Below are 25,822 nucleotides of genomic sequence, written 5' to 3'. Positions count from 1 at the left end.
GGAGAATCCGATATTTTTTATTAGAAAAAATATAGATTGCCCATTAAATTATGAAAACCTTCCCCTATCTACATCAATAAAAGAGCTGGGGTACACAGTATTTGATACAGAAACAACAGGTTTTCGAGTGGCTAAGGATGATCGTTTAATTGAAATAGGTGCTGTCCATGTTCAAGGATTTGAAGTTATGGAATCTAAACAATTTCAGACATATGTGAATCCAAACCGACAGATTTCTCGGGAAATAACTGAATTAACGTCAATATCCAACAGCATGGTTCGGGACGCACCATTTTCAATGGAAGCTATTTCGGAATTTTTTAGATTTGTTGAGAGCACCAATAGCATTGGATTTGTGGGGCATTATGTTGCATTCGATATGCTCGTGCTTAAGAGTGAATTAAAAAGAGAGAAGCGATCGTATCGAAAGTATCTTTCGATTGATACATTAGATATGATTGGTTATATTGCTCCATCGTACGACATGCGTGATTTAGAACGTTATGCGATGGCTTTTAATACAAGAATCTATCCACGTCACTCTGCTATTGGAGATGCTCTAACAACAGCGTATTTGTTTGTAGAACTAATGATGCTAATGTATGATCGAGGAATCCGAACTTTAGGTGATTTATATAGAATTCGAGCAAATTGATGTAGCAGAATGAAAAAAATTTGTTTACTCCTTGTCCTTCTTATGTTTTTCGTGCATATTACCTGAACCAAGCTAATAAAATGTTACAAACCTTATACAAAGAGAGTGGTTGAGGTGAGGAGTCGTTTAAACTAACCCAATGATATCTTTCAACGTATTTACTTATAAACTTAAAGAGCTGGTGGTAATGAATAATCATATCGAGCGAATCTCATTTCACACTTCTCACATCCAATTTAGGGAGGTCGAGTGGTGTGCACGATTACATCAAAGAAAGAACGATCAAGATAGGAAAGTATATCGTGGAGACAAAGAAAACGGTTCGCGTGATTGCGAAAGAATTCGGAGTGTCCAAAAGTACTGTTCATAAAGATTTAACTGAGAGACTTCCGGCAATAAATCAAGAATTAGCAAATGAAGTAAAGGAGATTTTAGATTACCATAAATCCATTCGTCATTTGCGCGGAGGAGAAGCAACAAAATTAAAGTATCAAAAGCCTGAGTTAGAAGGAGAAACTGTACAATAAGGTTGTAGAAAGAAATTAATATTGTAATGTAATATGCCTTTAGACTAATGTTTAATAGTTGTCTGAGGGCTTTTTTAGATGAATGATTGGAATGGGAGTTTTAATAGATGATTATAATGATAACAATTGATACAAATTTCGATTTTAAAGAAGAAAATTTTCAAAAATCTTCTTAGTAATGAACTATATATTATGTTAAAATTAAAAATTAGGATAGATAGCTCTGAATGTGCGTATTTGAGGAGGAAATAATAATCATGCTTGCAAGGGATATAGGTATAGATCTTGGTACTGCAAACGTATTAATCCATGTAAAAGGAAAAGGAATCGTATTAAATGAACCATCAGTGGTGGCCATTGATAAGAATAATAATCGTGTATTGGCAGTCGGCGAAGAAGCTCGTAGAATGGTCGGTCGTACACCAGGAAATATTGTTGCGATCCGCCCACTAAAGGATGGCGTTATTGCTGATTTTGATATTACAGAGGCTATGCTTAAGCATTTTATTACAAAATTAAATGTAAAAGGATTCTTATCAAAGCCAAGAATTCTTATTTGTTGCCCAACGAATATTACAAGTGTTGAACAGAAGGCGATTAAAGAAGCTGCTGAGAAGAGTGGTGGAAAGAAAGTTTTCTTAGAAGAGGAGCCTAAAGTAGCAGCTATTGGTGCTGGAATGGATATTTTCCAACCTAGTGGTAATATGGTCGTTGATATAGGTGGAGGAACAACAGATATAGCAGTATTATCAATGGGTGATATTGTAACATCATCTTCTATTAAAATGGCTGGTGACAAGTTTGATAATGAAATTCTTCAATATATCAAACGTAAATATAAGCTATTAATCGGTGAAAGAACTTCTGAAAATATTAAAATCCAAGTAGCTACTGTATTCCCTGGAGCACGTCATGAAACAATTGAAATTCGTGGACGAGACATGGTGTCAGGACTACCTCGAACAATTACAGTTAATTCTGAGGAAATCGAAGAGTCTCTACGTGAATCGGTTGCAGTTATTGTTCAGGCTGCTAAGAGCGTTCTTGAGAGAACACCACCTGAACTATCTGCAGATATCATTGATCGCGGTGTAATTTTAACAGGTGGCGGCGCATTGCTACATGGAATGGATACGTTACTTGCAGAAGAATTAAGAGTTCCAGTTCTAGTGGCTGAAAATCCAATGGATTGTGTGGCAATTGGAACAGGTATTATGCTTGATAATATGGATAAAATTTCAAGTCGTCGATTCGGATAAATAGAATTTTCATTTGTTTAAATGAGATAGATTCATTATCTAGTCTCTTGAAATTATTAGCCATTTCTCTTCTGTAATGAAAAACAGCAGAGAGCTTTATCGATAATTTGATCGGATAATCTTCCAATTTTATAAGTGCTCAAGGTCTTTTCCTTGGGCACTTTTTATTTTGTCTTTGTAAAGCAAGAGCGCAACTCTTTGGTTTCTATTAGACTAATGTTGTGATTCAGTTATTTGTTGAATATATGTTTAGGATGGGTGATTGAAGTCATCGTGCAGAAAACAGTACCTAGTAAAGAAACAATAAGGAAAAACAAGAGCTGTTAATAAAAATAGGAAAGAAGTCACCTTTTTTTATATAGACAAAAAAGACTAACCGTTATGATTCAAAGTTGTATATAATGGAAGTATTATGGGTGCGGAAACAGTAGAATTTCTATCAGTGGGGCCATAATCCTCCACAGATGGTTAGTTAGAATATTTGGATTCTTACTATATAATCTCCTGCTTAAACGATCTTATTTCCTCTTTGTTTTGAAGTGGGAGTTTTAGAGAGAGTTTGAACGGGACAAATGAAGGAGTGAGCCAATTGCTAAGAGGATTCTATACAGCAGCTTCAGGAATGATTGCTCAGCAACGCAGAACGGAAATGCTTACGAATAATATTTCAAATGCGAATACACCAGGGTATAAGGCGGATCAGTCTAGTTTACGTGCATTTCCTGAAATGCTATTAAGTAGTTTTGATCAAAAAACGGTGTCAACGAAGAAAGGTCTTCAATTGCCAGTTGCGAATTATGTAGGAGCTTTAAATACGGGAGTGTATACTCAAGAAACAATTCCTGCGTTTAAACAAGGTGATATACAAGAAACACAAAATTCAACAGATATAGCTCTAGTAGACCAGTTCATGCCCGTTAATGGAGAGAATGGAGAAGATGGCTCCATCTTTTTCTCTGTTAGAGGCGAGCAAGGAGCTATGCGCTATACTAGAAATGGAAACTTCACAGTTGATCAGCAAGGATATTTAACAATTCCAACTGGGCAGTATGTATTAGGAGCTAGTGGACAGTCGATTCAAGTAGGAAATGATGCATTTACTATCGATGAGGAAGGCAATGTATTTGCTCAAGATGGAAGAAGAATTGACTCTCTCCGAATTGCATTTGCGGCAAATCCGTATAATTTAATTAAAGAAGGAAATGGATTATACCGATTGTCGAATGAGGGACAAGACCTTCCGCTTGCTACTCAAAATGCAGCTGTACAATATTCTGTCAAACAAGGTTTCTTAGAGAGATCAAATGTCGATGCAAGTCGTTCCATGACGGATATGATGACGGCCTATCGAGCATTCGAAGCGAATCAAAAAGTGCTCCAGGCTTTTGATCGGAGCTTAGAAAAGACTGTTAATGAAGTAGGAAAAGTATAATATAAATCAATCATGTAATCTTGAATATCTTTGGGAGATGGAAATATGAATCGTGTGATGACTACTGCCTCTAATACGATGTCACAATTACAGCTGAAGTTGGATTTAATTAGTAATAACGTGGCTAATATCGATACAACGGGATACAAACGAAAAGAAGGAACATTCAGTGATTTGTTATTTCAACAATTTAATAACCAACAGCGTGTGGAAAAGGAAAAGGGTCGATTGACTCCTCATGGAATTAATATGGGGACAGGTGCGCGTTTAGGGCTTGTTAAAACTATTTCAACACAGGGGAATATTAAAACAACTAACCGTACTTTAGATGTAGCCTTCACAAAAGAGAACTTATTCTTTAAAATTAACGTGAACGGAAAAACGCAATATACTAGAGAAGGTGCCTTTCATGTATCTCCAACTGGACCTAATCAACTTAGCCTTGTGACAGCGAGTGGAGATCACGTTTTAGATGAAAATAACCAACCAATCGTTTTTTCTGCGAATGCTAAAAGTTTTACTTTTACTGAAAATGGAACATTGAGAGTTGATATGACAAATGGTGCTTCACAATCCTTTAATTTAGGTATAATTTCTGTTAAGAATCCTCAATATTTAGAGCATAAGCAAGGAAATATCGTTGGTTTAGCAGAAAATTATGCTGATCTCGGAATAACAGAAGAAGACATCTATACAAATTTAACAGGTGGCTTGCGTCAAGAAATTTCCGTTACACAGGGAGCTTTAGAGAGTTCGAATGTGGATCTATCTAAAGAAATGACGGACTTAATAAGCACTCAACGGCAGTATCAGCTTCAAGCACGATCAGTAACTCTTGCAGATCAAATGCTAGGCCTAATTAATGGTGTACGTTAAAGGAGCTTGAAAGAATAAATGGAACAAAGACAGCTTACCAGAGAAGAATATAAGCAGGATAAACAACAAGATAAACAAGAAAAGGTTTCGAAGAAGATTCGCATCAGACTTATTCCGATCTGGCTTAGGTTAATAATATTTGCAATTTCAATCGTAGTAGCGGTAACTGTAGGTGGAATAGTTGGCTATAGTGTAATGGGCGGAGGAAATCCCGCTGATGTATTTCAAAAAGATACATGGACTCATATTATTGAATTAGTACACGGAAAATAATGAGTAAAAGATAAGAGCTTTATTGTAATACGCTTTTTTTAATCGCATTAGATGAGCTTTTTGAACTGTAGTTAAATATGGTATCATAAATGTATTGTAGATTTGCATATGATTATCAACATCCCTCGTTATAGAGGGTTTTCTTTTTATAAACGTACTTAATGTAATTATGCAAAAATCTAAAGAGTATTTGAAAAAAACAGCTACAAATACATATTCAATTTATTAGGAGGATTATTATGTTAGATATTAATGAAATTAAAAAAATAATTCCGCATCGCTACCCATTTTTATTAGTAGATAAAATCGTAGAACTAGAAGAAGGTAAAAGAGCAGTTGGTATTAAAAATGTGACTGCGAATGAAGAATTTTTCAATGGACATTTTCCAGACTATCCTGTAATGCCAGGTGTTCTTATTATAGAAGCACTTGCGCAAGTAGGAGCTGTTGCTTTATTAATAAAAGAAGAAAATAAAGGGAAAATAGGCTTCTTAGCTGGTATTGATAATTGTCGAATCAAAAGACAAGTAAAACCTGGTGATCAGCTTCGTTTAGAGGTCGAATTAGTACGTTTACGTAGTTCTTTTGGTAAAGGAAAAGCAGTTGCAACCGTAGACGGCGAAGTTGCATGTGAAGTAGAAATTTCCTTTGCATTAGGTGATAAATAAGCTGATGAATTATTTGGGCTTTATTGGCATTAAAAATATATCAGAATAACTTTATCTTTTTTCTATATACGTATAATATATAGAAAGTTGCTTGTTTTATACATAGATGAAGTAAGCAATGATTTGGATAAATGATATAAGGTCTGGTAAGCCATGTTTATCCAAAGCCCGTTAAGGCTGGACATATTGTCCGGTCTTTTTTATTGAACCAAGGTAAATCCTTATTAGTAAAAAATACTATATGAACTTTTTTATTTAAGATGAAACATTTTTTCTCCTTTGGGCAAAATACGAATTGACCACTACATACGGTCAATATCTGTTTGAAAGGAGGAAATTTGAATGAACAAGAAGCTAACAGCATTACTAAGTGGTTGCGCACTATCAGCTATGTTATTAACGGGGTGCGGCAATAACGATAATGATAATACACCTGAAGTAAATGATGTGAAAAATGGTGTAGAAGATGGCGTCAACGATGTGGAAAATGGTGTTGAAAGAGGCGTTAATGATTTAGAGAATGGCATCAATGATAATAATGTCAACGATAATGATGTAAATAACAACGGTGTAAATGATAAAAATGAAACGGATTTAAATAACAATAACAATAATAATACAGATTTGAATGATAAAGATGACAACATGAACAAGTAAATTAATGTCTTTATTACGTCTGATTTTTAGCGTGTAGCGTATAAAAAAAGATGGGGCTATCTGAAAAGTGATTTTTTGTCACTTTTCAGAGGTCCTATGCTTTCTTGTTATTACATAGAGGGTGTCCATCTCTTTGGACACCCTCTTCTTTTAAAAAGTTTTGCAACATATCGGTGTTTACAAAGTAAAATGGGAGAAAATCTTTTTGACAATAATAATCCTACATAGTCAACGTCTTTTAAATAGGTCGTACAAAGTATATTCAAATAAAAGAGTGATGGTTATTTAAGGGATATGTGGTAAAATAATAATGTTGTCTTTTTGATAGGATATTACTGCTAATATCTCTGATAACCAAAAGCATCTATTTTATTATTGCTCTCATATATAAAATAGGATTAGTCTTCGTTATTTAACGACAAAATGGAACAATACGTATATAATAATCTCTTAGTATTGTAGGCTAAGTATTAGTATTTTGTTATATTTTTCTATATGTTTACTGTATGTTTTATGTTAGTATTTTAACAATATTATGTAATAGGGGGTTTGTATCCTACATGTTTAAAAATCTTTCACCTGGTGTGAAAATCAGCATTAGTCGATCTATTTCTACAGCATTTGAACAATATATGAATTCTATCGAATGGGATGAAAATAAAGCGGATATTGAAATGTTTGTGAAAGAGTGGAGAGAGTACATAATACATAATGCTTCTTGGTATGATAAAGTAGATGATGATATTAAGGCTGATCCAGCATTTCATAAAGATTTAGCAGATAAAATTAATCAAACGATTGATAAAATATTATCTGAAGTGCCAACTGAAGAGCAAATGGCTGAAATAGAAGAGCTACAAAAGCAGGTACCAGATAAGGTATATTCTTATTCTTGTAGAACAGAAGCACGATTTGTGCTTGAGAAATTAAATCAAGAAATAAAAAAAAATAACGCCTGCTTCTGAGAATGAATTAATAGAGGCGGCATCTATTTATTATTTAGCTTATCAAGCAGAACTTCCTATGCAAGATTATTCGCAAGAAGATATTTGCTATATTATAGAACAATGTCAACTCAGATTAACACATCCAGAAATAGACTTTTTAACGTCAGACATGATTCATTAAAATAAAATAGATTTTAAAAGAGGGTGTCCTAACAGCCAATGTTGGGTTGATACTCTCTTTTTTGAGTTTTTATTAGCAAGTAAGAAAATACATAGGAACATAACGTGTTTTTTAGGTGTTATGATAATGCGACCGTAGGGCTGTCTCAAAAGTGAATATTATTCACTTCTGAGACAGCCCCTTTTTGTGAGTTGTTTATTTTTGAGCTACTATTCGCGGCTTCGTTTTCATTTTCTCTTTGAACTGTTCAATTAGTTTATCGCCCTCAATGCCTTCATGCATAAGGTGTTCGAGAAGAACAGCTGCATACTCAATTTGGCTATATACGATACACCCTTCAAATAAAACGCTGTAATAGTCTTCGACTTTCTTTATCGTTAATAATTCAGTATCGAAGGTTGCTGGATTATTATCTTTTTTTGAGATAATGACTTGTATTTTAACTCTTTGATGATCCTTTATGGTATCTAGTAAGTGCTGATAATGATCTTGATGTATGAATCCTTCTAATAACCATCGATTATGTTCATCTTCTTTATTTATGATTAATCCTTCTGTTAATTCAATATCGACTAGATCTTCTTCAGAGGTAACAATTTGTAGCGAGATAAGCCTAAAAGACTTCATTATACCCCTCCGCTCTTTTCTTAACTAGAATATTTCCATTATATCACAATTCATTTATGCTGGTTATTTCGATATAAAGAACGAAGAAAAATGCTGAAATAGACACAAAGGATTTTTTATGGAAAGTATGAAAACAAAAGTGACTTTTGTAGGAGGAAAATATCGAAGCTCGAGAATTATTGCTACAAAAAGTCGTTTTTAGTCATTTTACGTAATGGGACATAAGAATGTATGATACAGACATAATCACGATTATTAGGAAGGAGTGGAAGTTGATGATTAATCAGGTTACTTTAGTCGGGCGATTAACCAAGGATCCGGAGCTTCGCTATACGCCAGATGGTTATGCAGTTTCAAATGTTACACTTGCATTAAATCGGAATTATAAAAATAGTAGTGGGGAGTATGTAGCTGATTTTGTTCAATGTACGATTTGGAAGAAAGCAGCTGAAAATACAGCACAATATTGTCAAAAGGGTTCAGTTGTTGGAATCACTGGTCGTATTCAAACGAGAAATTATAATGATCAAAATGGCAAGAAGGTATATATAACGGAAGTGGTGGCAGAGCATGTTAAATTTATGGGAAACAAACGCTCTTTGAATGAACGAAATGTTGCTCATCCGGTAGAAGCATAATGTGCCATATTTAGGAGGAGGTGAGCGTAAATAGATTCTACAAAACAAGATCAGGTACTAAGACTCGAGACTCTCGTATGTGACTTAATAAAACTTACAGCACGATGTCATGTTCAAGTATGTGCGTATGAAGATAAAATAAGTGAGTTAAATAATCAGATTGTGATGTTAGAAAGATATGTTCGCTCTTTGCTTGAGAAAAATCAGTCTACCTCTTAGATTCTTCATTGGAAAATACCCCTCTAATAAGATGAATCCTCTATTATCCTCGTATCTAATCCGCAAAATTCCTCTAAATAGATAGAGCTTATGATTTTCCTCGTTTAGACTGCAATCAGCAGTCTATTTTTGTTTGAATGAAGAAATAAACGATGAAAACCAAAACCCAGCTTATAAATAAGCTGGGTTAGGGGCTTTTATGCTTTTTTTATTTGTGTTTTGTGTAAGTGTATTTACCCTCTAAGAGATACAAGTTCTTTTATCTCGTCTGTACTTAATTCAGTAATCCAGTTTTCACTTGTTAGAATTTCCTCATTAAGTGCTTGTTTTTGGTCAATCATTTTATCGATTTTCTCTTCTAGTGTTCCGGTACATATTAGCTTATGGACATGAACGAAACGGCTTTGGCCAATGCGGTATGCTCGGTCAGTTGCTTGATTTTCAACAGCTGGATTCCACCAACGATCAAAATGGATAACGTGATTAGCAGCTGTTAGATTTAAACCGGTTCCACCTGCTTTTAATGACAGTATGAAAATCGGAAATTCTCCATTTTGAAAGCTTTCAATCATTGTATCGCGCTGTTTTTTGCTTAAGCTTCCATTTAAAAAAGGAACTTCAAAGCCATAGGTTTTCTCTAGCTGTGCTTGAATCATTTCGCCCATACCGATATATTGTGTGAAGATTAAACAGCTTTCTTTTTGTTCTTGAACCGCATCCACTAGTTCGAAAAGCTTATCAAGCTTTCCAGAACGAACTCGTACATTCGAGATAGCTTCTTCTTTTAAGTAAAGTCCTGGATGATTACACAGCTGTTTCAGTTTGCCGATCATTTGCAAAATCATGCCTTTACGTTCAAAAGCATTTAATTTATCAAGTTGATCAAATGTATCTTTAATCAACTGTTCGTATAAGGAAGCTTGTTCAGAAGTAAGAGGAACAAATTCCTTTTGCTCGATTTTATCTGGTAAGTTGAGTGCTACATCTTTATCTTTTTTCGTTCTTCTTAGAAGAAATGGCTGAATAATACGTTGTAGCTCTTTAATTTTTTCTGTTTGGCCATCACGCTCGATACTTGTAACAAAACGATCCTGAAATGTTTTGATAGAGCCTAAATAGCCTTTGTTAATGAAATCAAAAATAGCCCATAGTTCACTTAAACGATTTTCCATTGGCGTACCGGTAAGAGCAATATGATGATAGCCTTTTAACTTTCGAACAGAACGAGATTGTTTTGTTCCTGCATTTTTGATATTTTGTGCTTCATCTATAATGATGCTGTTCCAGTAAATAGTGCTTATATGCTCAAAATCAATATGTGTCATTCCATATGAGGTTAAAACAACGTCATGCTGCTTGGCGAATTCTACGAAATCTTCTCCTTTGGCACGCTGTGGTCCATAATAAAGACCGACATTTAATGTGGGTGCAAAGCGTTCAATTTCTTTTTGCCAATTTCCTAATACGGATGTTGGACAAACGATTAGAGCTGCTTGTGTGACAGGAAGTGGCTGTTGAACCAACGGTATGGGTTTCCCTTGTATGGATAATAAATAAGAAATTACTTGAATCGTTTTTCCTAAACCCATATCATCAGCTAAACAAGCTCCAAATCCATGTTTTCTTAAGAATAACAGCCAGCTTAACCCTTGGTTCTGATAAGGACGCAAATCTCCTTGTAAGGTAGATGGAGATGGCATGAGCGGTATCTGTTTAATCTCTTTAAGAGCGCTAAACATTTTACGTAAATCTTTATTTAATTCGAATTGAATTTTTAATAGATCTTGAACGTCATCTTCTTCTATTAATTCTTCCTCTTCAGCAAATTGCTGAAATAAGATGTCGCTTAATGAAATACCTTTTTTCTCAGCTGTTCTCATGATTTTTTGGATATTACGAATGAGTTCAGGATCTAGTTTTATCCATTGTCCATTTACGTAAATAAGGCGTCGTTTATCATGAACAAGTTGTTGAAATTCCTGCTCCGACAATTCAGCTCCATTCATAGAAACACGCCAATCGAATTCCATGATGGATTGTAGACCGACAAAAGAATTTCCTTTTGAGGATTGTCCTTTTACTTGTGCTTTCAGCTTCATAGATGATTTCTTTAGCTCCGTCCACCAAGACGGAAGCAGAATAGTGGCACCAACAAAAAGTAATTTTTCACTAGCTTCCGTTAAAAAATACCAAGCTTCTTCTTCGGTTAATTCTTGTTTAAATTGTCCACCTTCTGTAAGTGAAGGGACAAGTTCCATCCAGCTATTGAGATCTTTTTCAATAACGTATTGATAATCATTCCAAGCTTTTGGAAGCTTTTGTTGGTTGTAAATTTTGATTTGCTCTTCCTTCTTTTTTGAACGTAGAATGATTTCTAAAGACCACGTTCCTTCACCGTCAGTCGGTTCGATTAAGCGAAAGCCAGTTGTAAATGGAATATCATCCTCTTCAGCACCAATCCATTTTTTCCAACGATCCTCTGTGAAATAATGCTGGAGTTCCTGCGGCGTGAATTCTGCGTGCTTTAATGCTTGGAGCGCTGTTTCCCATTTTTCCTTCGTTTCCGGGTTGTTTTGTAAAAAAGAATGAGTGGCACGGTTGTACCATTGATGGATAAAATCATGGGTAGAAATAGATCCATCTTTTACTTGGTGGTGCTCTGTCCAAAACTCTTCATCGAACTCATGAATGACCATTGGGGGTAAAGCCCAGCCGATTTCATCATGCTCCATTTGACTAAAGTCAGGAACGGGTACACCATTTTCAATCGCTTCCTTTAAAGCAGGAGCTGACGTTAGGCATAGAAAAGAAAGCTCATCCCATTGCCACTGAATAAAAGAAAGAAAATGATCCTGTGAAAACAAGGAAAGCAGCTCCCATGCTTGAAGCTGAATGCCTTCAACATTATCAATCGTCACTTCGGTTAAAAAGCTGCCATAAAAGCTTTCCTCATCCCAAGCGAATAGTTGTTTTGCATATTCCTTTGGATGAAGCAGCCCCCCATCCTTTGAATAGGCAGTTAAAAAAAACTCTCCTGTTGGTAAGAGCTCTGTATGCACGGTAATATTATTCAACATCAATCACCTTACCTCTTTTCAGCTCTTCTTGAAAGGCTCGTAATCTCTTATGAGAAGTTTGAATTTTATCTATATATCTTTCCCATTGATCCAATTTCTTCATTTTCTTATATATCGTTCTAATCTTTTTCAAATATCGAATCGCTGCTCGATAGCTTTGTCGATTTTTATTTTCTATTTTTTCATTCACTATACTTGTAAATAAAGGCAACAATAAGGAAGGGTCATGCTGCTGAACGATTTTTATTTCATCGGCAGATATATAATCTAGCTCGATTTTGCTATATAAATATAACTCAACCCACTTTTTGTACTTACTTGCATCCAATAGATAGTTACTAAAATAAACAAAAGAATAGGGAAGACAGACTTCACAATATTTCTCAAAAGTATCTAATTTTCTATTGTTTATACAATATTTTTTAACATGAGGAAGGAAATACTGAACAAATTCTTTCCTACGATAATAATTTGACGCATAATCGAAAAACTTTAATCCGTCCTTGATGATGAATTCAATAAAGGGAGCCACCTTTTTTTCATCCTCATAGCGAATCCAATAGCTGATAAGTGGAATATCCTTAGGATGCATTTCAGGTAATAGTTTATTAACTTGGTCTTCTTGTCCTGTTAATAACGCTAGATGAATAGTAGCAATTAAATAAGAATCACTGACAGTTGCTTTTTCTGTTGAAGGTGGCAGTGTTTGCAAATGGTCGTATACCTCAGTGAATTCCTCTTTTCTCCATGCCTTTTCCTTTAATAAATTCGACCAAATAGAACGATAAATATTTAGAGCTGCATCCGAAAATGATCCACATTCCTCAAGGAGAAATTTCATATCGTGCCGAATTCCTAAATAGTATTCATCAAAGGAAAAAGGTCTTGAGATACTTGTGAGTTGTTCCATGATATGGAGAATATTATCGACAAGCTCATGCACTTCTTTTTCTAAATAATGTCTCGTATTATGACTAATTTCCGGGTCATTTAAACAACGTAAAGTCATTTGAAATGTGTGGAAGTACGTAATGAATAAATACAATAAGCGCCATTCTGCTTCTATAGGCATTTTGGCTTTTATACGATGTAAATATTGATCCCATTTTTGCGCAAAAGTATAGGATGGCTGTTGAAGCGAATAGATAATTTGCTTCTTAAACATCTCTTCTAAATAATGCTTCCATCCATCGTATGTATGTTCAATTTTTGGTTCTGATTGTAAAAGCTCTTTTGCTTTTTGCAATTGGATTACATGATTATTTGATGAATGACTAGAGTGCTTCCAATCTCTAATCCAATCACTAATGGAACCGATTGAAGAATAGGAGGAAAAGAATACAGCTAGCTGGTGGCGGCAAATGGTTTGGCGTTTACAAGAACAACTGCTGTTTTTGGGAAATGTTAAATCGAGAGTTACCTGACAAGGTACAACATCTTGAACAGTTGCTGAAATGATTTCATTAGTTTCTTTTTTTCCATAAACCATATTTTGTGTATATAATAATAATCCTCTTTGAACTGATACGATATCCTCTGGCGTTTTAGGATTTAACGAATTTTCTAATTCTGAACTGAATAACAGTAACTCATTGGTCATTTGAAAACCTCCGACTACTTTACAATAATCCAACAGTATTATAAAGTATTGGCAATTATTATAAAATTGTAACACTAAGTAATAAAAAAATTAAATATCTGAACATATTATACTTTAAGAAGTTTTCGTTTTAAAAGTGTTAACAAAATGTTTACTTTATGTTTAATTTGGGAATAGTTCTTTAACATCATAGAGGGAGCGTTCATCTTGAAGAGCTATACAAACAAGAATAACATCAAAAAGATATGTGAACGGGGCAGAAAAAAAGAATCGAAAAAGTTAAAAGTATTGTTACAAAACTTTAAGAAACAATCAAGATAAGGGACAGCTTTAAACAATCATTGGAAGTACAAATGTTACATTGGTTAGGTAAGCCGATTGGGCACATACTGATAGTGAAACTCTAGCTAGAACATTTTCCCCCTTCGTTATAGAGTAGGAGTCTAATATCAGTTTGAAAGGAATAAAGGAAAGCTTCAACACTCTATTTTTAAAAGAGAATAGAGTGTTGTTTTTGTATATAATGAAGTTTATAAAGGAAGGCGGCATTTTAAAACTTCGTTCTTATTAACAAGTGTGAAAACAACAATCTTTTCGAAAGGTTGTTTTGATTTGGGGGTTTTTGGATATAAGTAGTAGGGATTGTAGCGTTAATTAACATGGAATAAAGGAGGGATATCGATGACTACACAAATACAAACTTCACAATTTCAATTTATGTTTCCTTTTATGCTGAAAGAGCATGTAAATGGCCGGATGGAAAAACATTTATTGCAAAATGGGTTTGAGTTTTTTCAGCTTAAAAACTTTGAGCAAGAGGATAAATTTTATGGTGGAAATGTTGTATCCCATCGGAGTTTAGAGAAATATTTTCTTCCAAATATTGAACGGATTCTTTTTCCGATTTCGATGAAAGAGGAAAGAGCACTTCGCCGTTTTACTAAGGTTATTGATCTCTCCTGTGAACTAACTTCAAAGTTTATTCAAATTCCATTTAAGATTCCTTCTTTTGATATTATTATTTGCCCTTTTCAAATAGGGATCATGAATATACGAGTTGATTTACCTAAAGGAATATCATTATCCGACTCCTTGCAATTCGGAAGTGAATTTCGAATGATGGAGCCACTTGTTGACGATGATCCGCATAGTAAGATTACAAATGATCATTATGTCTACCACAATGTGAAGGATTTTATATTTGAACAATTATGCAAGGGGATAAGAGAATACATAAATGAAAAAAATGAAATTTCCCCATATTTCGGGAGTTTACCTTATTTTATGGATGAGCGGATGTATGTCATTGGCTATTTAAATATGGAGGACGATAGCCATATCTCTTCTACAGATTTATTTCGAATTGGCCATTTATCGGGCTATGATTCAAATAAAAAGCCAATAGTTGGTGCTAAAAATCCAGAATATATAAAAAGATATTACGAAAATAATGTATATGACCGATGGGCGGATGAAACTTTTTTTGTTGTAAGTGATTATACTTTTTCATGTGCGACCAATAGTAAAGATGAAAATTTACATAAGATGTTAGCAAATGCGATGAATGGAAATCATTATTATTCTATTTTACTCTACTATTATTACAAGATTGTTTTGATGAAATTAACACATGAGCAATCCACTCTTCAAATCGATAAAGATGAAGATAAAATAGAAGGGTTGATTAAAGATATCACGGAATTTTCATCTGGCTATTATTTTCCGGAGGTTAACAGTAGTACCATCGGAAAAGAAATCTTCCGAATGGTAAAGGATGTTTACCACATCGACTATTTACTTGATCATGTAAAAACGACCTTAGAAACGCTCTATCAGAATCATGAAAAAATCGTGTCGAAACGAGATAATTATTTACTGCAAATTTTAACAATTTATACGGTCATATCAGGTATTTATGGAATGAACCTGGTTATACAAGATTGGGATAAAGCTTTAAAGTGGGATCAAATTTTGTCCTATTCTTTTTTTGAATGGATTGCTTTAATTATTGGAATTTCAGGTATCACAATAGGAACTCTACTAGGTTTCTTTGCTTTGAAAAATTGGTTAAAGGAAATGATGAAAAAGAGAAGATGACTCTGAACGTCTATCTGTTGAAAAAGCTGTTGTGAACAAAGACCTGTTTTTATAAGAAAAATTTCCTTTAATATAGGGAGATTCTCGATAATCACTACTTTTATCGAGAATCTTCCTTTTTAGTGTCCTTATATCTGAAATAAAATGTTATTTGGAATTGTTTCAATTGTTTGTCGAATATGTGATAATAGGAGGTAGCTGTCCAATTAATTGTCGATTTTTGATATAATACTAAGGCATTATGTATTTTTAGAAAAAATCGATAGTTTTATATATTACGATTAGTAATTTTTTTGCTTTTTAATAGAGAAATACAGCAATGATTTATAGCAATCTGTATGGAAAGTAAGGAAATTTAAAGGAAGGGAGAGGGATTAAAGAAGAATGAAAATTGTAAAAGCACTACTATGTTTATTACTCGTATCATCTGCATGTATAACATTCGGTAGTAAACCAACGGAGGCGGCATCTAGTTTTTCGGATATAGGTCCAAATCACCGAGCTTATAAAGAAATTATGTATTTAGCTCAAGGTCAAATTATTAATGGTAGTTCAAATGGTACTTTTGCACCAAACAGAAATGTAACACGTGCCGAAGCAACGGCGTTTGTTGGAAGAGCATTAAATCTGGATGGGACAAAGAAAAGCACAGCCTTTAAAGATGTAGGATCAGGAAATTTTGCATCAGGCTATATTGATGCAGCTACGAAAAAAGGTATTATTTCAGGATTTGCTGATGGAACATTTAAACCAGATAAGTTAATCAATCGTGGAGAAATGGCGATTATGATTAGCAGAGCGTTTGAATACAGCTATGGTAATACCCTAACAGGAGCTGAAAATGCACTTAAATCAAGAGGTATTGCACAAGGTTTATCCAACGGTAGTTTTGGTTCAGAACAAAATATCATTCGTGCTGATTTTGCAGTCTTCTTAGCAAGAGCTGTTGATTACACGTTACGATTAAAACCTACTATTACTTATAGTGGAGAAAAGTATGCGATAACCAATGATTTAAATGTTCGAACTGGTCCATCTACGAAATATAAATCGATTGGAACTTTACAGAAACATGACAAAGTATCAATAGGATATACAGTAGGAACTTGGACGTTTATTAAATCAGGCTCACTAACTGGTTTTGTTTCAAGCTCTTATTTGTCAAATGAAGTTGCATCTGGTGGGGATGATACACCGGGAGATAATCCTTCAGATGGAAGTTCAGATGATGCAATCTCTTCACAAACTATTATTATTGACCCGGGCCATGGTGGGAAAGATTCTGGAGCAGTTGGCTTTGGACTAAAAGAAAAAGATGTTGTATTACAAACATCATTACTTGTACAAAAGCTACTAGATAAAACACCATTCAATGTAAAACTTACAAGAGACACAGATGTATTTATTGAGCTATCGGATCGTGTATCTTTTGCTAAAAAGAATAATGGAAATACGTTCGTGAGTATTCATGCGAATTCTGCTACCAATGAAAGTGCAACTGGAGCAGAAACCTATTATTATAGCGCGTCAAGAGCAACAAATCCGAATGTAGCTGACAGTAAGTTACTTGCTAGTAGTATTCAAGAGAGATTGTATGTGGCAATGGATATGAAGGATCGTAAAACAAAAATTGGCAACTTGCATGTTCTTCGTGAAAATACGATGCCGGCCGCTTTAGTAGAATTGGGCTTCATTTCGAATAAGTCGGATAATGCCAAACTTGCTTCACCGACATATCGCCAAAAAGCCGCAAATGCCGTTTATCTAGGAATCTTAGATTATTATAAAGCAAAAGGATACAACGTAAGTAGCCTTTATAGTGTTGTAAATGAATAGATATATTAAAGGGAGTCCAACTTTTGACTCCCTTTCCTTTGATTAAAAAAGACGTATATTAATATCAGGATGTTGGGAGAGACCGTATGAAACATACATTCCGCTTTCTATTTTTTATTCTTTTATTATGTTTACTTCCTCACAGCTCTCAGGCTGAGAGTGTTCAAGAAAAAGGAGCAACCGACAAAGCTTCCTATTCAATAGCTAAAGAAGCATTACAAAACTCAACTAGAGTGAATGTGTTGTTTAAAGACACGATCGATTATAGTTTACTGAAAAAATATCATGCTGATATTATCTATGATTATCATTCTATTGAAGCAGTAACGATTGAAATCGATCCAAATCAAATGGATCAGCTATCTAAAGAACCACAAATTAAAAGTATAGAAAAGGATCAACTGGTACAGCTTCAATCTCAAACAACGAGTTGGGGCTATAGTCAATTAAATTTGGAAAATAGTGTGCCATCAACATTAACAGGGGAAAATATTCGAATTGCTATTATTGATACAGGAGTAGATACAAGCCATCCAGATTTAAAAATAGCGGGTGGAAAGTGCGTGCTTGAGCAAGTGTTAAACGGTGGTTGGTGCTCAAAATCATATGAAGATGATAATGGGCATGGAACGCATGTGGCAGGAATTATTGGAGCACAGAATAATGACATAGGTGTTGTAGGTGTGGCACCTGAGGCAAGTATTTATGCTATTAAAGCGTTGGATCAAGAAGGTTATGGAACCACGTCCTCTATTTTGGCAGGGATTGATTGGGCCATTCAAAATAACGTGGATATTATCAATATGAGTTTGAATTCCGAATATTATGAGCCAGCGATGGAATCTATCATTAAGAAGGCTTACAACAAAGGAATCTTAATTGTGGCAGCAGCAGGTAACGAAGAGCACGTAACTGGTAAAGAAGAAAATGTCTTGTATCCAGCAAAGTTCTCACAAGCCATTGCTGTTTCGGCTTTAGGAAGAAGTATGGATTTAATTCATACAAGCTCAGTAGGGAAGGAAATGGAATTAACAGCTCCAGGTGGATCGATTTATAGTACAGTACCACTTGCATATGATATTGATGGTAAGCGAGATGGCTATATGTCTATGTCAGGTACATCAATGGCAACACCGTTTGTCTCAGCCGTTGCTGCTCTATACATGGAGAAGTTTCCGGACTTAACGAATGTACAAATTCGTAAGCTGTTACAAAGCAATGCGAAAGATTTAGGTGTTAAGGGAAGAGATGCGAAATTTGGCTACGGGTTAGTGCAAATGGATACTTCACCAGAAGTAGTTACGAATTTTACAGCAACAGCTAATGAAAAGGGAATAGTAAAGATTGAAATAAATAAACTTCCAGACAATGCGACGGGCTATAATCTTTATCGATTTAACAATAAAATCATTTCGAATGGAAAGAGTACGAGTTTGGAAGATTACGCAAGTAAAGGTAGTCTAGAGTATAAACTAATACCTGTAGTAGATGGAAATGAAATGATCTTACAAACAAAAATAGTTAAGATAGATGTAGCTTCTCCTAACATAAAAGATATGAACAATAGCTATTGGTTCAGTCGTAACCTTATGTATTTATACCAAGAAAATATTTTATCAGGATATGACACAGGGGAGGTCAAGCCTCTTCAGAACATTAATCGCTTAGAAGCCGTTGTTCTATTAGTTCGTGCACTTGGATTAGATTTAGATGATCAAAAGAGCTATTTTAAAGACGTACCAGCTAAAAAGTTTGGTGCTAATTATGTAGCTGCAGCAGTAAATAATGGTATCCTATCTGGCTTTGCAGATGGAACATTCCGTCCATCTCAAACGGTTACACGAGTAGAAATGAGTATTATGATTTCAAAAGCGTTCCAATTACAGCAGGGAACCTTAAATGTTACATCATTTAAAGATGTTAATAAGAAAATAGCGGGCTATGATGCTATTCAAAAAGTGGTTTCAAATGGGATAGCTCAAGGGTATGATGAAAAGACCTTTAAACCGTATGAAAAAATGAACCGTGCCACATATGTTGTTTTCTTATCAAGAGCCTATAATTCGAGTTTGAAAGTACAGTAATGAATCCTAAGAGGATGTCTCAAAGTTATGAGACATCCTCTTTTTGTTTAGATTGGAAAGTTGAACTGAATAGTAGCAAAGTTGAATCAAAAGCGTCGAAAGTTGAACGAACAAGTCAGGAAATTGAACCAAAAACACTTAAAGTTGAACCGATAAAATTCAAATCAAAATGTAATAATGACATGAGATTGATTTGAAAATGTTTTAATAGTATTTTAATATAACAAAAGTAAAAGAATTGTAATATAAGTGTAAAGTTACTATGCTGATGTCTTTGATAGAATAGTACATGTTGATTGAGGCGGAATTTAGCCTTATTTAAAGGTTTTAATAGATATATGATTTTATTTTGGAGGTTTACGATGAGGAAGTTATTCTACTTGGTGATGACAGCGACTCTTCTATTAATCATTATGCCAGTAAAAAGTGAAGCAGCGGCATACACAGGTGACGATGTTGTACGCATAGCAAACAAATATAAAGGTGTACCTTATGTTTTTGGAGGAACAACTCCAAAAGGATTTGATTGCTCAGGTTATTTAACTTACGTATTCAAGCAAGTAGGCGTTTCTTTGCCACGTACAGCTGAAGAGCAGTACAACAAGGTAGGAACGAAAGTAGATCGAAGTAACCTGCAACCAGGAGATTTAGTATTTTTTTCAAATACATATAAAAAAGGAATCTCTCACGCAGGAATCTATGTAGGAAACAATAACTTTATTAGTGCAGCATCTAGTAGTGGCGTTTCTGTAGCTAGCTTGAATAACTCCTATTGGAAACCAAAATACACAGGAGCAAAACGTGTTTTGTCTCCTAAGTTGCCAGAAGGTGAATTTGTAGACTTATCTGCTGATCACTTTGCATTCTCTGCTGTTAAAACATTAAGTACTCAAGGAGTTATTAGTGGATATAGCGATGGTAGCTTCCGCCCAACTTCATCTGTTACAAGAGGACAAGCAGCAGCGATTGTTAATAGAATCGTGAAACATACAGCACCAAGCTCTGTATCCTTTAAAGATGTATCCCCAAGCAATAACTTTGCTAAGGATATTGCAGCAATCAAACACCTTGGTATTATCAATGGATTTAAAGATGGTACATTTAGACCTAACGATACAATGACAAGAGGTCAAATGGCAGTGATCGTAAAAAATGCTTTCAAAATTAGTCATGCAAGTGCATCAAGCGAAAGCGCAAGTAAACTATATTCGGATGTAAGTCCTTCATATTGGGCCTACGATGCGATTGTAACGATGAATTTAATTGATCAAACAACTGGATTTAAAACAACTAAATTCCGTTCAGGAGATAAAGCGACAAGAGCAGATTTCTCTGCAGCTGTCTACAACGGAGTAAATGCTAAATAATGAAAAAGGCTGTCTCAATCGATTTGAGCAGCCTTTTTGTGAGAGTAATGAACTATTCTTTTTATTCACGACAATAAAATAATGGTTTATTAGCCGAAATGTCTTAATTGAGTCGCGATAAAAGAATGAACAACCATTCTTTTTTACTAGTAATCTAGATATATTTTTATATATAATGCTTTTTTTGCTAGAATACTAGTAGATACGTTCTATCATGCCGATATATAAGTAGAGCGTAAGTATGATATATGTCCTGATTGACAGATAGATGGGCAAGAAAAAGTTTGAAGGGAGTTTAAAATGAAAAAATTAGTTTCAATGCTTCTTAGTTTGGTGCTCCTCATTACTTTAATACCTGTTAAATCAGCATCAGCGGCTGATGATATTACAGGAATTGCTTTAGAAAAAGAAATGAGAGCAATGATAGAACAAGGTATTATTTCTGGCTATGGGAATGGTGTATATGCACCAGCTGAAAATGTAAGTCGAGGGCAATTTGCAACATTTATATATCGAGCTTTAAAATTACCTGCAGGTGAGCATAGGTTTGAGGATGTAGCTCCTAGTTCTTCGTTGGCTCTAGGAATTAATGCAGCCGCAGCCGCTAAAATTGTAAATGGTTATTCCAAAACAATTTTTAAACCTGAGGACAATATTACACGTAGCCAAATGGCGATTATGATTGATAATGCTTTTACATATTTGAAGATTAGTAAGAAAACAACGAATCTAATTTTTACTGATAATAAAGATATAGGTGCTTCCTCTAGTGCTGCGATTTCAAACATGGTGGGACATGGGATTATTTCTGGATTCAAAGATGGAGACGGAATTGCATTTAAACCACATAAAACAGCGACACGAGCTGAAGCTGCTGCTTTTATCTCCAGAATGCTAGATGTGAAGAAAAGCCAAGGTGGTAGTACGACGCCTGAACCAGATCCTGATCCAGCACCAGGTGAAGAAACAGGTGACTATAAAATTGGAACATTAGATTCTAATGGGAATATGACCACTAGTAGTAAATCCTATTCAACATTTACAAAAGCGGCTTCTGCTATTACAAATGCTAATTCCCAAGTTATCGTAAAAGGCGATAAAATTTTAAAAATGCAAAGTGGTATCGCTGTATCAAAACCTGGTACAGGAAAATCTACTACACCGATTTATGAATCAAACATGAAAACTCAAATTACATATATTAATAGTGGAAATGAGTTAGAGTATGTATCTTCTGATGAAGATAAAATTACGGTTAAATTAGCAGGTAAAACAGTATACGTAAGCCATGATGATGCTTATTTAATTCCAACTCAGCAAATGACTGGACGCTCGTATTATAGTGTCAATTCTGCAGGAGATTTGGTTTTCAACTTGTATAATCACAGTACGAAAAAAGTGTCTGCTACCAATGTAGTAGGTAAAGCACCTTCTAGCTTTAAGCAAGGGGTTAAGTATATCAGTATGGATGGAGCGAACTTTAAACTAGAAAGTGGAGCTTCAGCAGGCACATTCTATCAATATTTTAATATGTTACCGATGCGTACTAGTACGAAATATACGGCAGCAGAGCTTGAAAGTATCATAAAGAAAAAGCTTGCTGAAAGAGAAGCTCTTTATACGAAAAATCCAACGACATATGCACGTTACAAGGATGCGACGAAGAAAAGTAAGTTAATCGGTCTAGGTCAAATATTAAAAGACTTTGAGAGTAGTAAAGATCATAAGTTGAATGCTTTATTAATCTTAGGTTTAGCGATTAATGAAAGTGATTTTGGAATGAGTGCGCATGCACAGAACAATAACAATCTTTTCGGACTTTCTGTATATGATAGTGCACCTCTTGTAGGCGGGAAGTTCAATTCTGTACGAGATTGTGTTCGTGCCTTATCCAATGATTATTTAAATAAAAATTATATTCCTGCAACAGCTGCTTATGCTAACGGAGGAATGTTTGGAAATAAAGCTAGAGGTATTAATGTGAAATATGCATCTGATCCTTATTGGGGTCAAAAAAATGCGGGACATGCCTATACTCTAGACAAAGAGCTTGGTGGTAAAGATTTTGCAAATCAGTATGCTATCTATGAAACAACTACAGATAACTTAAATGTAAGATCTTCTGCGGGTACTACTTCAACCAACCTTTTATATACGTATAAAAAAGCAGGATTTCCAGTAGCTGTTGTTGCAACAGAAGGTTCATGGTACAAAATTCTTTCTGATAGTAGAGCAGATCAATTTGCTTATATCTCAACGAGCTATGCGAAGCAATTGCCAATAGCAAAATAGTACTATAGGTCATGAAGATAAAAGATGGAGAAAAATTTGTTTTCTCCATCTTTTTTGTATTCTTTTAGTAGCTGCAAAATAGGAGAGAATGAAAGTGAAAATTGGGCATGAATTGAGCTAGTTTGAAGCATAACTTTCCGAGAGAGAAACAAAAAACGAGAAAACGATTGTATTTACTTTAGTTAATTGACAAAATATTTTAAAATTTACTTGTGCATGAGAGTTATAGATTAATAGTAGATGGTATAATTTAGTATATCCGACATGGAAGGGAGTACAGTAATGAAGAAAATCGCGATATTTATTATGAGTATTTTGCTGATTGTTTCACTGTTACCAATTAATCAAACTTCTGCAGCTGGGCTAAATCAAGAATGGCAAAAAATGATTGATCAAGGTATCATCATTAAAAACGAAAAAGGAGTCTATCCTACCGCTACTGGGACTATAACAAGAGAAGAATTTGCAACATATATTAGTAATGCATTAAAACTACCAAGTGGTGTGAACCGATTCAGTGATGTGAATGCAAAATCCATTTATGCACCTGGTATTAATGCTGCAGCTAATGCAGGCATTGTTTTTGGAACAACTTCCAAAACTTTTTCACCTAAACAAAATATTACGAGAGAACAAATGTCATTAATGATGGACCGAGCAATGGACTATCTAAAAATCGAACGAAAAACCATTACACTAACTTTTAAAGATAATTATAATCTATCGTCACCAGCTACCAAGAAAGCAGTATCCAATATGGTAGCCTATAAGATTATACTTGGCTATACAACAAATGAATTTAAGCCAAAAGCAAATGCACAAAGAAACCAAGCAGCTGCATTTATAAATCGTTTGCTAAGTGTTGTTGGAAATGTGATACCAACTCCTGAGCCAGAACAGGATGTATACACTGTTGGAACCATCGATTCTACGGGGAAGATAACGCCTACTAATAAGATATATCAAACATTTGAAGAGGCTGAAAAAGAGTTTACTACTGCTTCGAATCAAGTAATCTCTTATAATGGCACAATTGTAAAAATGAACAAGGGGATTGTTGTAGCGAAAGCTAGCGGCACTAAAGAAACAGTTGTTTATACGACTGACCAGTTAAGGACCGTTAAGCTAGGTATGTCTCGTGGTTCGGATATGGAATACGTTTCTTCAGACGAGAAGAGTATCCGTGTTAATATAGCTGGACAGGACGGCTATGTGAAGTATTCTGAAGCGTATCTATTACCTGAAGTAGTAGATGAAAATAGAACGTATTATTCGGTAGATTCAAATAGTGAGATTTATTTAAATATTTATAATCGGGAAGATAAGAGATATGAAACAGTTTTATATGGGAAAGCACCGGCTAATTTTAGACCAAATGTTAAATATTCCAGCAGAGATGGTGTGAATTTTACAGCGGAAAATGGAACGACAATTACAACTATCTATCAATATTTTAACGTTCTACCATTTAGAACAGCCACAAATTATTCAGCAGATGAACTCGATAACATTATAAAGAGTGAACTTGCTGAAAGAGAGGCTTTATATAAGAAAGATCCAACTGGTTATTCAATATACAAAGATGCAACTAAAAATAGTAAACTGATTGGACTAGGGAAAACATTAAAAGAGTATGAACAGAAGAGTAAAGTAAATGCCTTTATGATATTGGCACAAGCAATTCATGAAAGCAAGTATGGTATGAGTGGGTTTGCTCAGAATAATAATAACTTATTTGGCTTACGTGCATACGATGGTACGGGTAGCGCTAATAAATACTCCACGCCTGAAGATAGTATCAAAGATTTAGTAGATAACTATTTGAATAAAAATTATATTCCGGCAAACGGAAAATTCGCCAATGGCCCAAATTTAGGAAATAAATATCGTGGAGTAAATGTTCTTTATGCAACAGACCCTTATTGGGGACAAAAAATTGCTGGGCATCTGTATAGATTAGATGAAAAAATGGGTGGTAAGGATTTTATTCATAATAATAATCCTTATACGCTTTATAAAGTCGTTTCGCCGACAAACAATTTAAATGTGCGTCAAGAACCAAGCATTAGTTCCACTAGAATATATCAATATAAAGTGATGGATTCTGTGATAGCATCTCTTTCCAGTGAAATGACTTCGGGTTATACGTGGCATAAAATCCTATCAGATAGTAATAATGAGAAATATGGCTATGTAGCCGAATTTGATCAAGATCAAAGATTAATAGAGCTATTAAATATAGCTAAATAATAATCAAGAACACCCATCAGCGTTATGCTTTTGGGTGTTTTTTAATAGAGTGAAAAAACTTATGTAATTATTTGAAAATTCAGGGATAATCACACATAGTTTTGTCTGTTTTTTAAATTTCCATTATTGAATAGGATAATTTTTGAGATTTTTATAGATTTATAAAAAAGTATAGTGATATGATAGTTATGAAAACATGATATGTTTTATCCTTCGGGGTCGGGTGAAAGTCCCAATCGACGGTGATGATATATGAATAG

Annotated in this window: 19 protein-coding genes; 16 read left to right on the top strand and 3 right to left on the bottom strand. The window is 34.6% G+C overall.

From position 1 onward, the window contains the following. Nucleotides 1-10: 10 nt before the first annotated feature. The 9 genes from BN349_RS15080 (at nt 11) to BN349_RS15040 (ending at nt 7,312) form a co-directional block, all read left to right on the top strand. Nucleotides 11-655 carry a 3'-5' exonuclease gene (locus BN349_RS15080; protein WP_026089332.1) on the top strand — a complete coding sequence of 215 codons (645 nt, stop codon included), beginning with the start codon at nt 11-13 and terminating at the stop codon, nt 653-655. 254 nt (nt 656-909) lie between these two features. Next, the gene (spoIIID, locus tag BN349_RS15075) at nt 910-1,182 is read left to right on the top strand and encodes a sporulation transcriptional regulator SpoIIID (RefSeq protein WP_019243162.1); all 273 of its coding nucleotides are present in this window, start codon (nt 910-912) and stop codon (nt 1,180-1,182) included. Nucleotides 1,183-1,439: 257 nt separating this feature from the next. Beyond that, nucleotides 1,440-2,441, top strand: a complete 1,002-nt coding sequence (locus BN349_RS15070) for a rod shape-determining protein (RefSeq protein WP_019243161.1) — start codon at nt 1,440-1,442, stop codon at nt 2,439-2,441. A gap of 589 nt (nt 2,442-3,030) precedes the next feature. Next, complete coding sequence (locus tag BN349_RS15065) at nt 3,031-3,873, top strand: flagellar hook-basal body protein (RefSeq protein WP_019243160.1); 843 nt, start codon at nt 3,031-3,033, stop codon at nt 3,871-3,873. A 45-nt stretch (nt 3,874-3,918) separates the two neighbouring features. After that, nucleotides 3,919-4,749, top strand: coding sequence for a flagellar hook-basal body protein (locus BN349_RS15060; protein WP_019243159.1), 831 nt, complete (start codon nt 3,919-3,921; stop codon nt 4,747-4,749). An 18-nt stretch (nt 4,750-4,767) separates the two neighbouring features. Beyond that, a complete protein-coding gene (locus tag BN349_RS15055; protein WP_019243158.1) occupies nt 4,768-5,022 on the top strand; it encodes a DNA-directed RNA polymerase subunit beta in 255 nt (84 codons plus the stop codon). A gap of 239 nt (nt 5,023-5,261) precedes the next feature. After that, a complete protein-coding gene (gene fabZ, locus BN349_RS15050; protein WP_019243157.1) occupies nt 5,262-5,690 on the top strand; it encodes a 3-hydroxyacyl-ACP dehydratase FabZ in 429 nt (142 codons plus the stop codon). A 342-nt stretch (nt 5,691-6,032) separates the two neighbouring features. After that, complete coding sequence (locus tag BN349_RS15045) at nt 6,033-6,347, top strand: hypothetical protein (protein WP_019243156.1); 315 nt, start codon at nt 6,033-6,035, stop codon at nt 6,345-6,347. A gap of 560 nt (nt 6,348-6,907) precedes the next feature. Then, a complete protein-coding gene (locus tag BN349_RS15040) occupies nt 6,908-7,312 on the top strand; it encodes a hypothetical protein (protein ID WP_019243155.1) in 405 nt (134 codons plus the stop codon). Between the two features lie 358 nt (nt 7,313-7,670). Here the strand turns inward: BN349_RS15040 and BN349_RS15035 are convergent, their stop codons facing one another. After that, entirely contained in the window at nt 7,671-8,102 is a 432-nt protein-coding gene (locus BN349_RS15035; protein WP_019243154.1) for a YwpF family protein, read from the bottom strand. A 275-nt stretch (nt 8,103-8,377) separates the two neighbouring features. Between BN349_RS15035 and BN349_RS15030 the strand changes: the two genes are divergently transcribed. Next, the gene (locus BN349_RS15030; RefSeq protein ID WP_019243153.1) at nt 8,378-8,740 is read left to right on the top strand and encodes a single-stranded DNA-binding protein; all 363 of its coding nucleotides are present in this window, start codon (nt 8,378-8,380) and stop codon (nt 8,738-8,740) included. A 452-nt stretch (nt 8,741-9,192) separates the two neighbouring features. Here the strand turns inward: BN349_RS15030 and BN349_RS15025 are convergent, their stop codons facing one another. Both BN349_RS15025 and BN349_RS15020 read right to left on the bottom strand, forming a co-directional pair. Beyond that, entirely contained in the window at nt 9,193-12,036 is a 2,844-nt protein-coding gene (locus BN349_RS15025; protein ID WP_019243152.1) for a DEAD/DEAH box helicase, read from the bottom strand. Then, nucleotides 12,026-13,636, bottom strand: a complete 1,611-nt coding sequence (locus tag BN349_RS15020; RefSeq protein WP_019243151.1) for a hypothetical protein — start codon at nt 13,634-13,636, stop codon at nt 12,026-12,028. Before BN349_RS15020 ends, BN349_RS15025 begins: the two co-directional genes overlap by 11 nt. A 681-nt stretch (nt 13,637-14,317) precedes the next feature. Here BN349_RS15020 and BN349_RS24055 point away from each other — a divergent pair. The 6 genes from BN349_RS24055 (at nt 14,318) to BN349_RS14985 (ending at nt 25,562) form a co-directional block, all read left to right on the top strand. Beyond that, entirely contained in the window at nt 14,318-15,733 is a 1,416-nt protein-coding gene (locus BN349_RS24055; protein ID WP_019243150.1) for a hypothetical protein, read from the top strand. Nucleotides 15,734-16,117: 384 nt separating this feature from the next. Next, nucleotides 16,118-17,569: an N-acetylmuramoyl-L-alanine amidase gene (locus tag BN349_RS15010; protein WP_019243149.1), complete on the top strand. Its 1,452-nt coding sequence runs from the start codon at nt 16,118-16,120 to the stop codon at nt 17,567-17,569. A gap of 86 nt (nt 17,570-17,655) precedes the next feature. Further along, nucleotides 17,656-19,653 (top strand): S8 family peptidase, encoded by a 1,998-nt coding sequence (locus BN349_RS24960; protein ID WP_019243148.1) that lies wholly within the window; start codon nt 17,656-17,658, stop codon nt 19,651-19,653. Nucleotides 19,654-20,015: 362 nt separating this feature from the next. Next, nucleotides 20,016-21,020, top strand: coding sequence for a C40 family peptidase (locus tag BN349_RS14995; protein WP_019243146.1), 1,005 nt, complete (start codon nt 20,016-20,018; stop codon nt 21,018-21,020). 300 nt (nt 21,021-21,320) lie between these two features. Next, nucleotides 21,321-23,312, top strand: coding sequence for an S-layer homology domain-containing protein (locus tag BN349_RS14990; RefSeq protein ID WP_019243145.1), 1,992 nt, complete (start codon nt 21,321-21,323; stop codon nt 23,310-23,312). A 282-nt stretch (nt 23,313-23,594) separates the two neighbouring features. Further along, nucleotides 23,595-25,562 carry an S-layer homology domain-containing protein gene (locus BN349_RS14985; protein ID WP_019243144.1) on the top strand — a complete coding sequence of 656 codons (1,968 nt, stop codon included), beginning with the start codon at nt 23,595-23,597 and terminating at the stop codon, nt 25,560-25,562. Nucleotides 25,563-25,822 lie beyond the last annotated feature (260 nt).

This window comes from Bacillus sp. AP8 (assembly GCF_000321185.1).
Taxonomy (GTDB): domain Bacteria; phylum Bacillota; class Bacilli; order Bacillales; family DSM-1321; genus Bacillus_AD; species Bacillus_AD massilioanorexius.
This window is presented reverse-complemented; position numbering and strand designations above follow the sequence as displayed.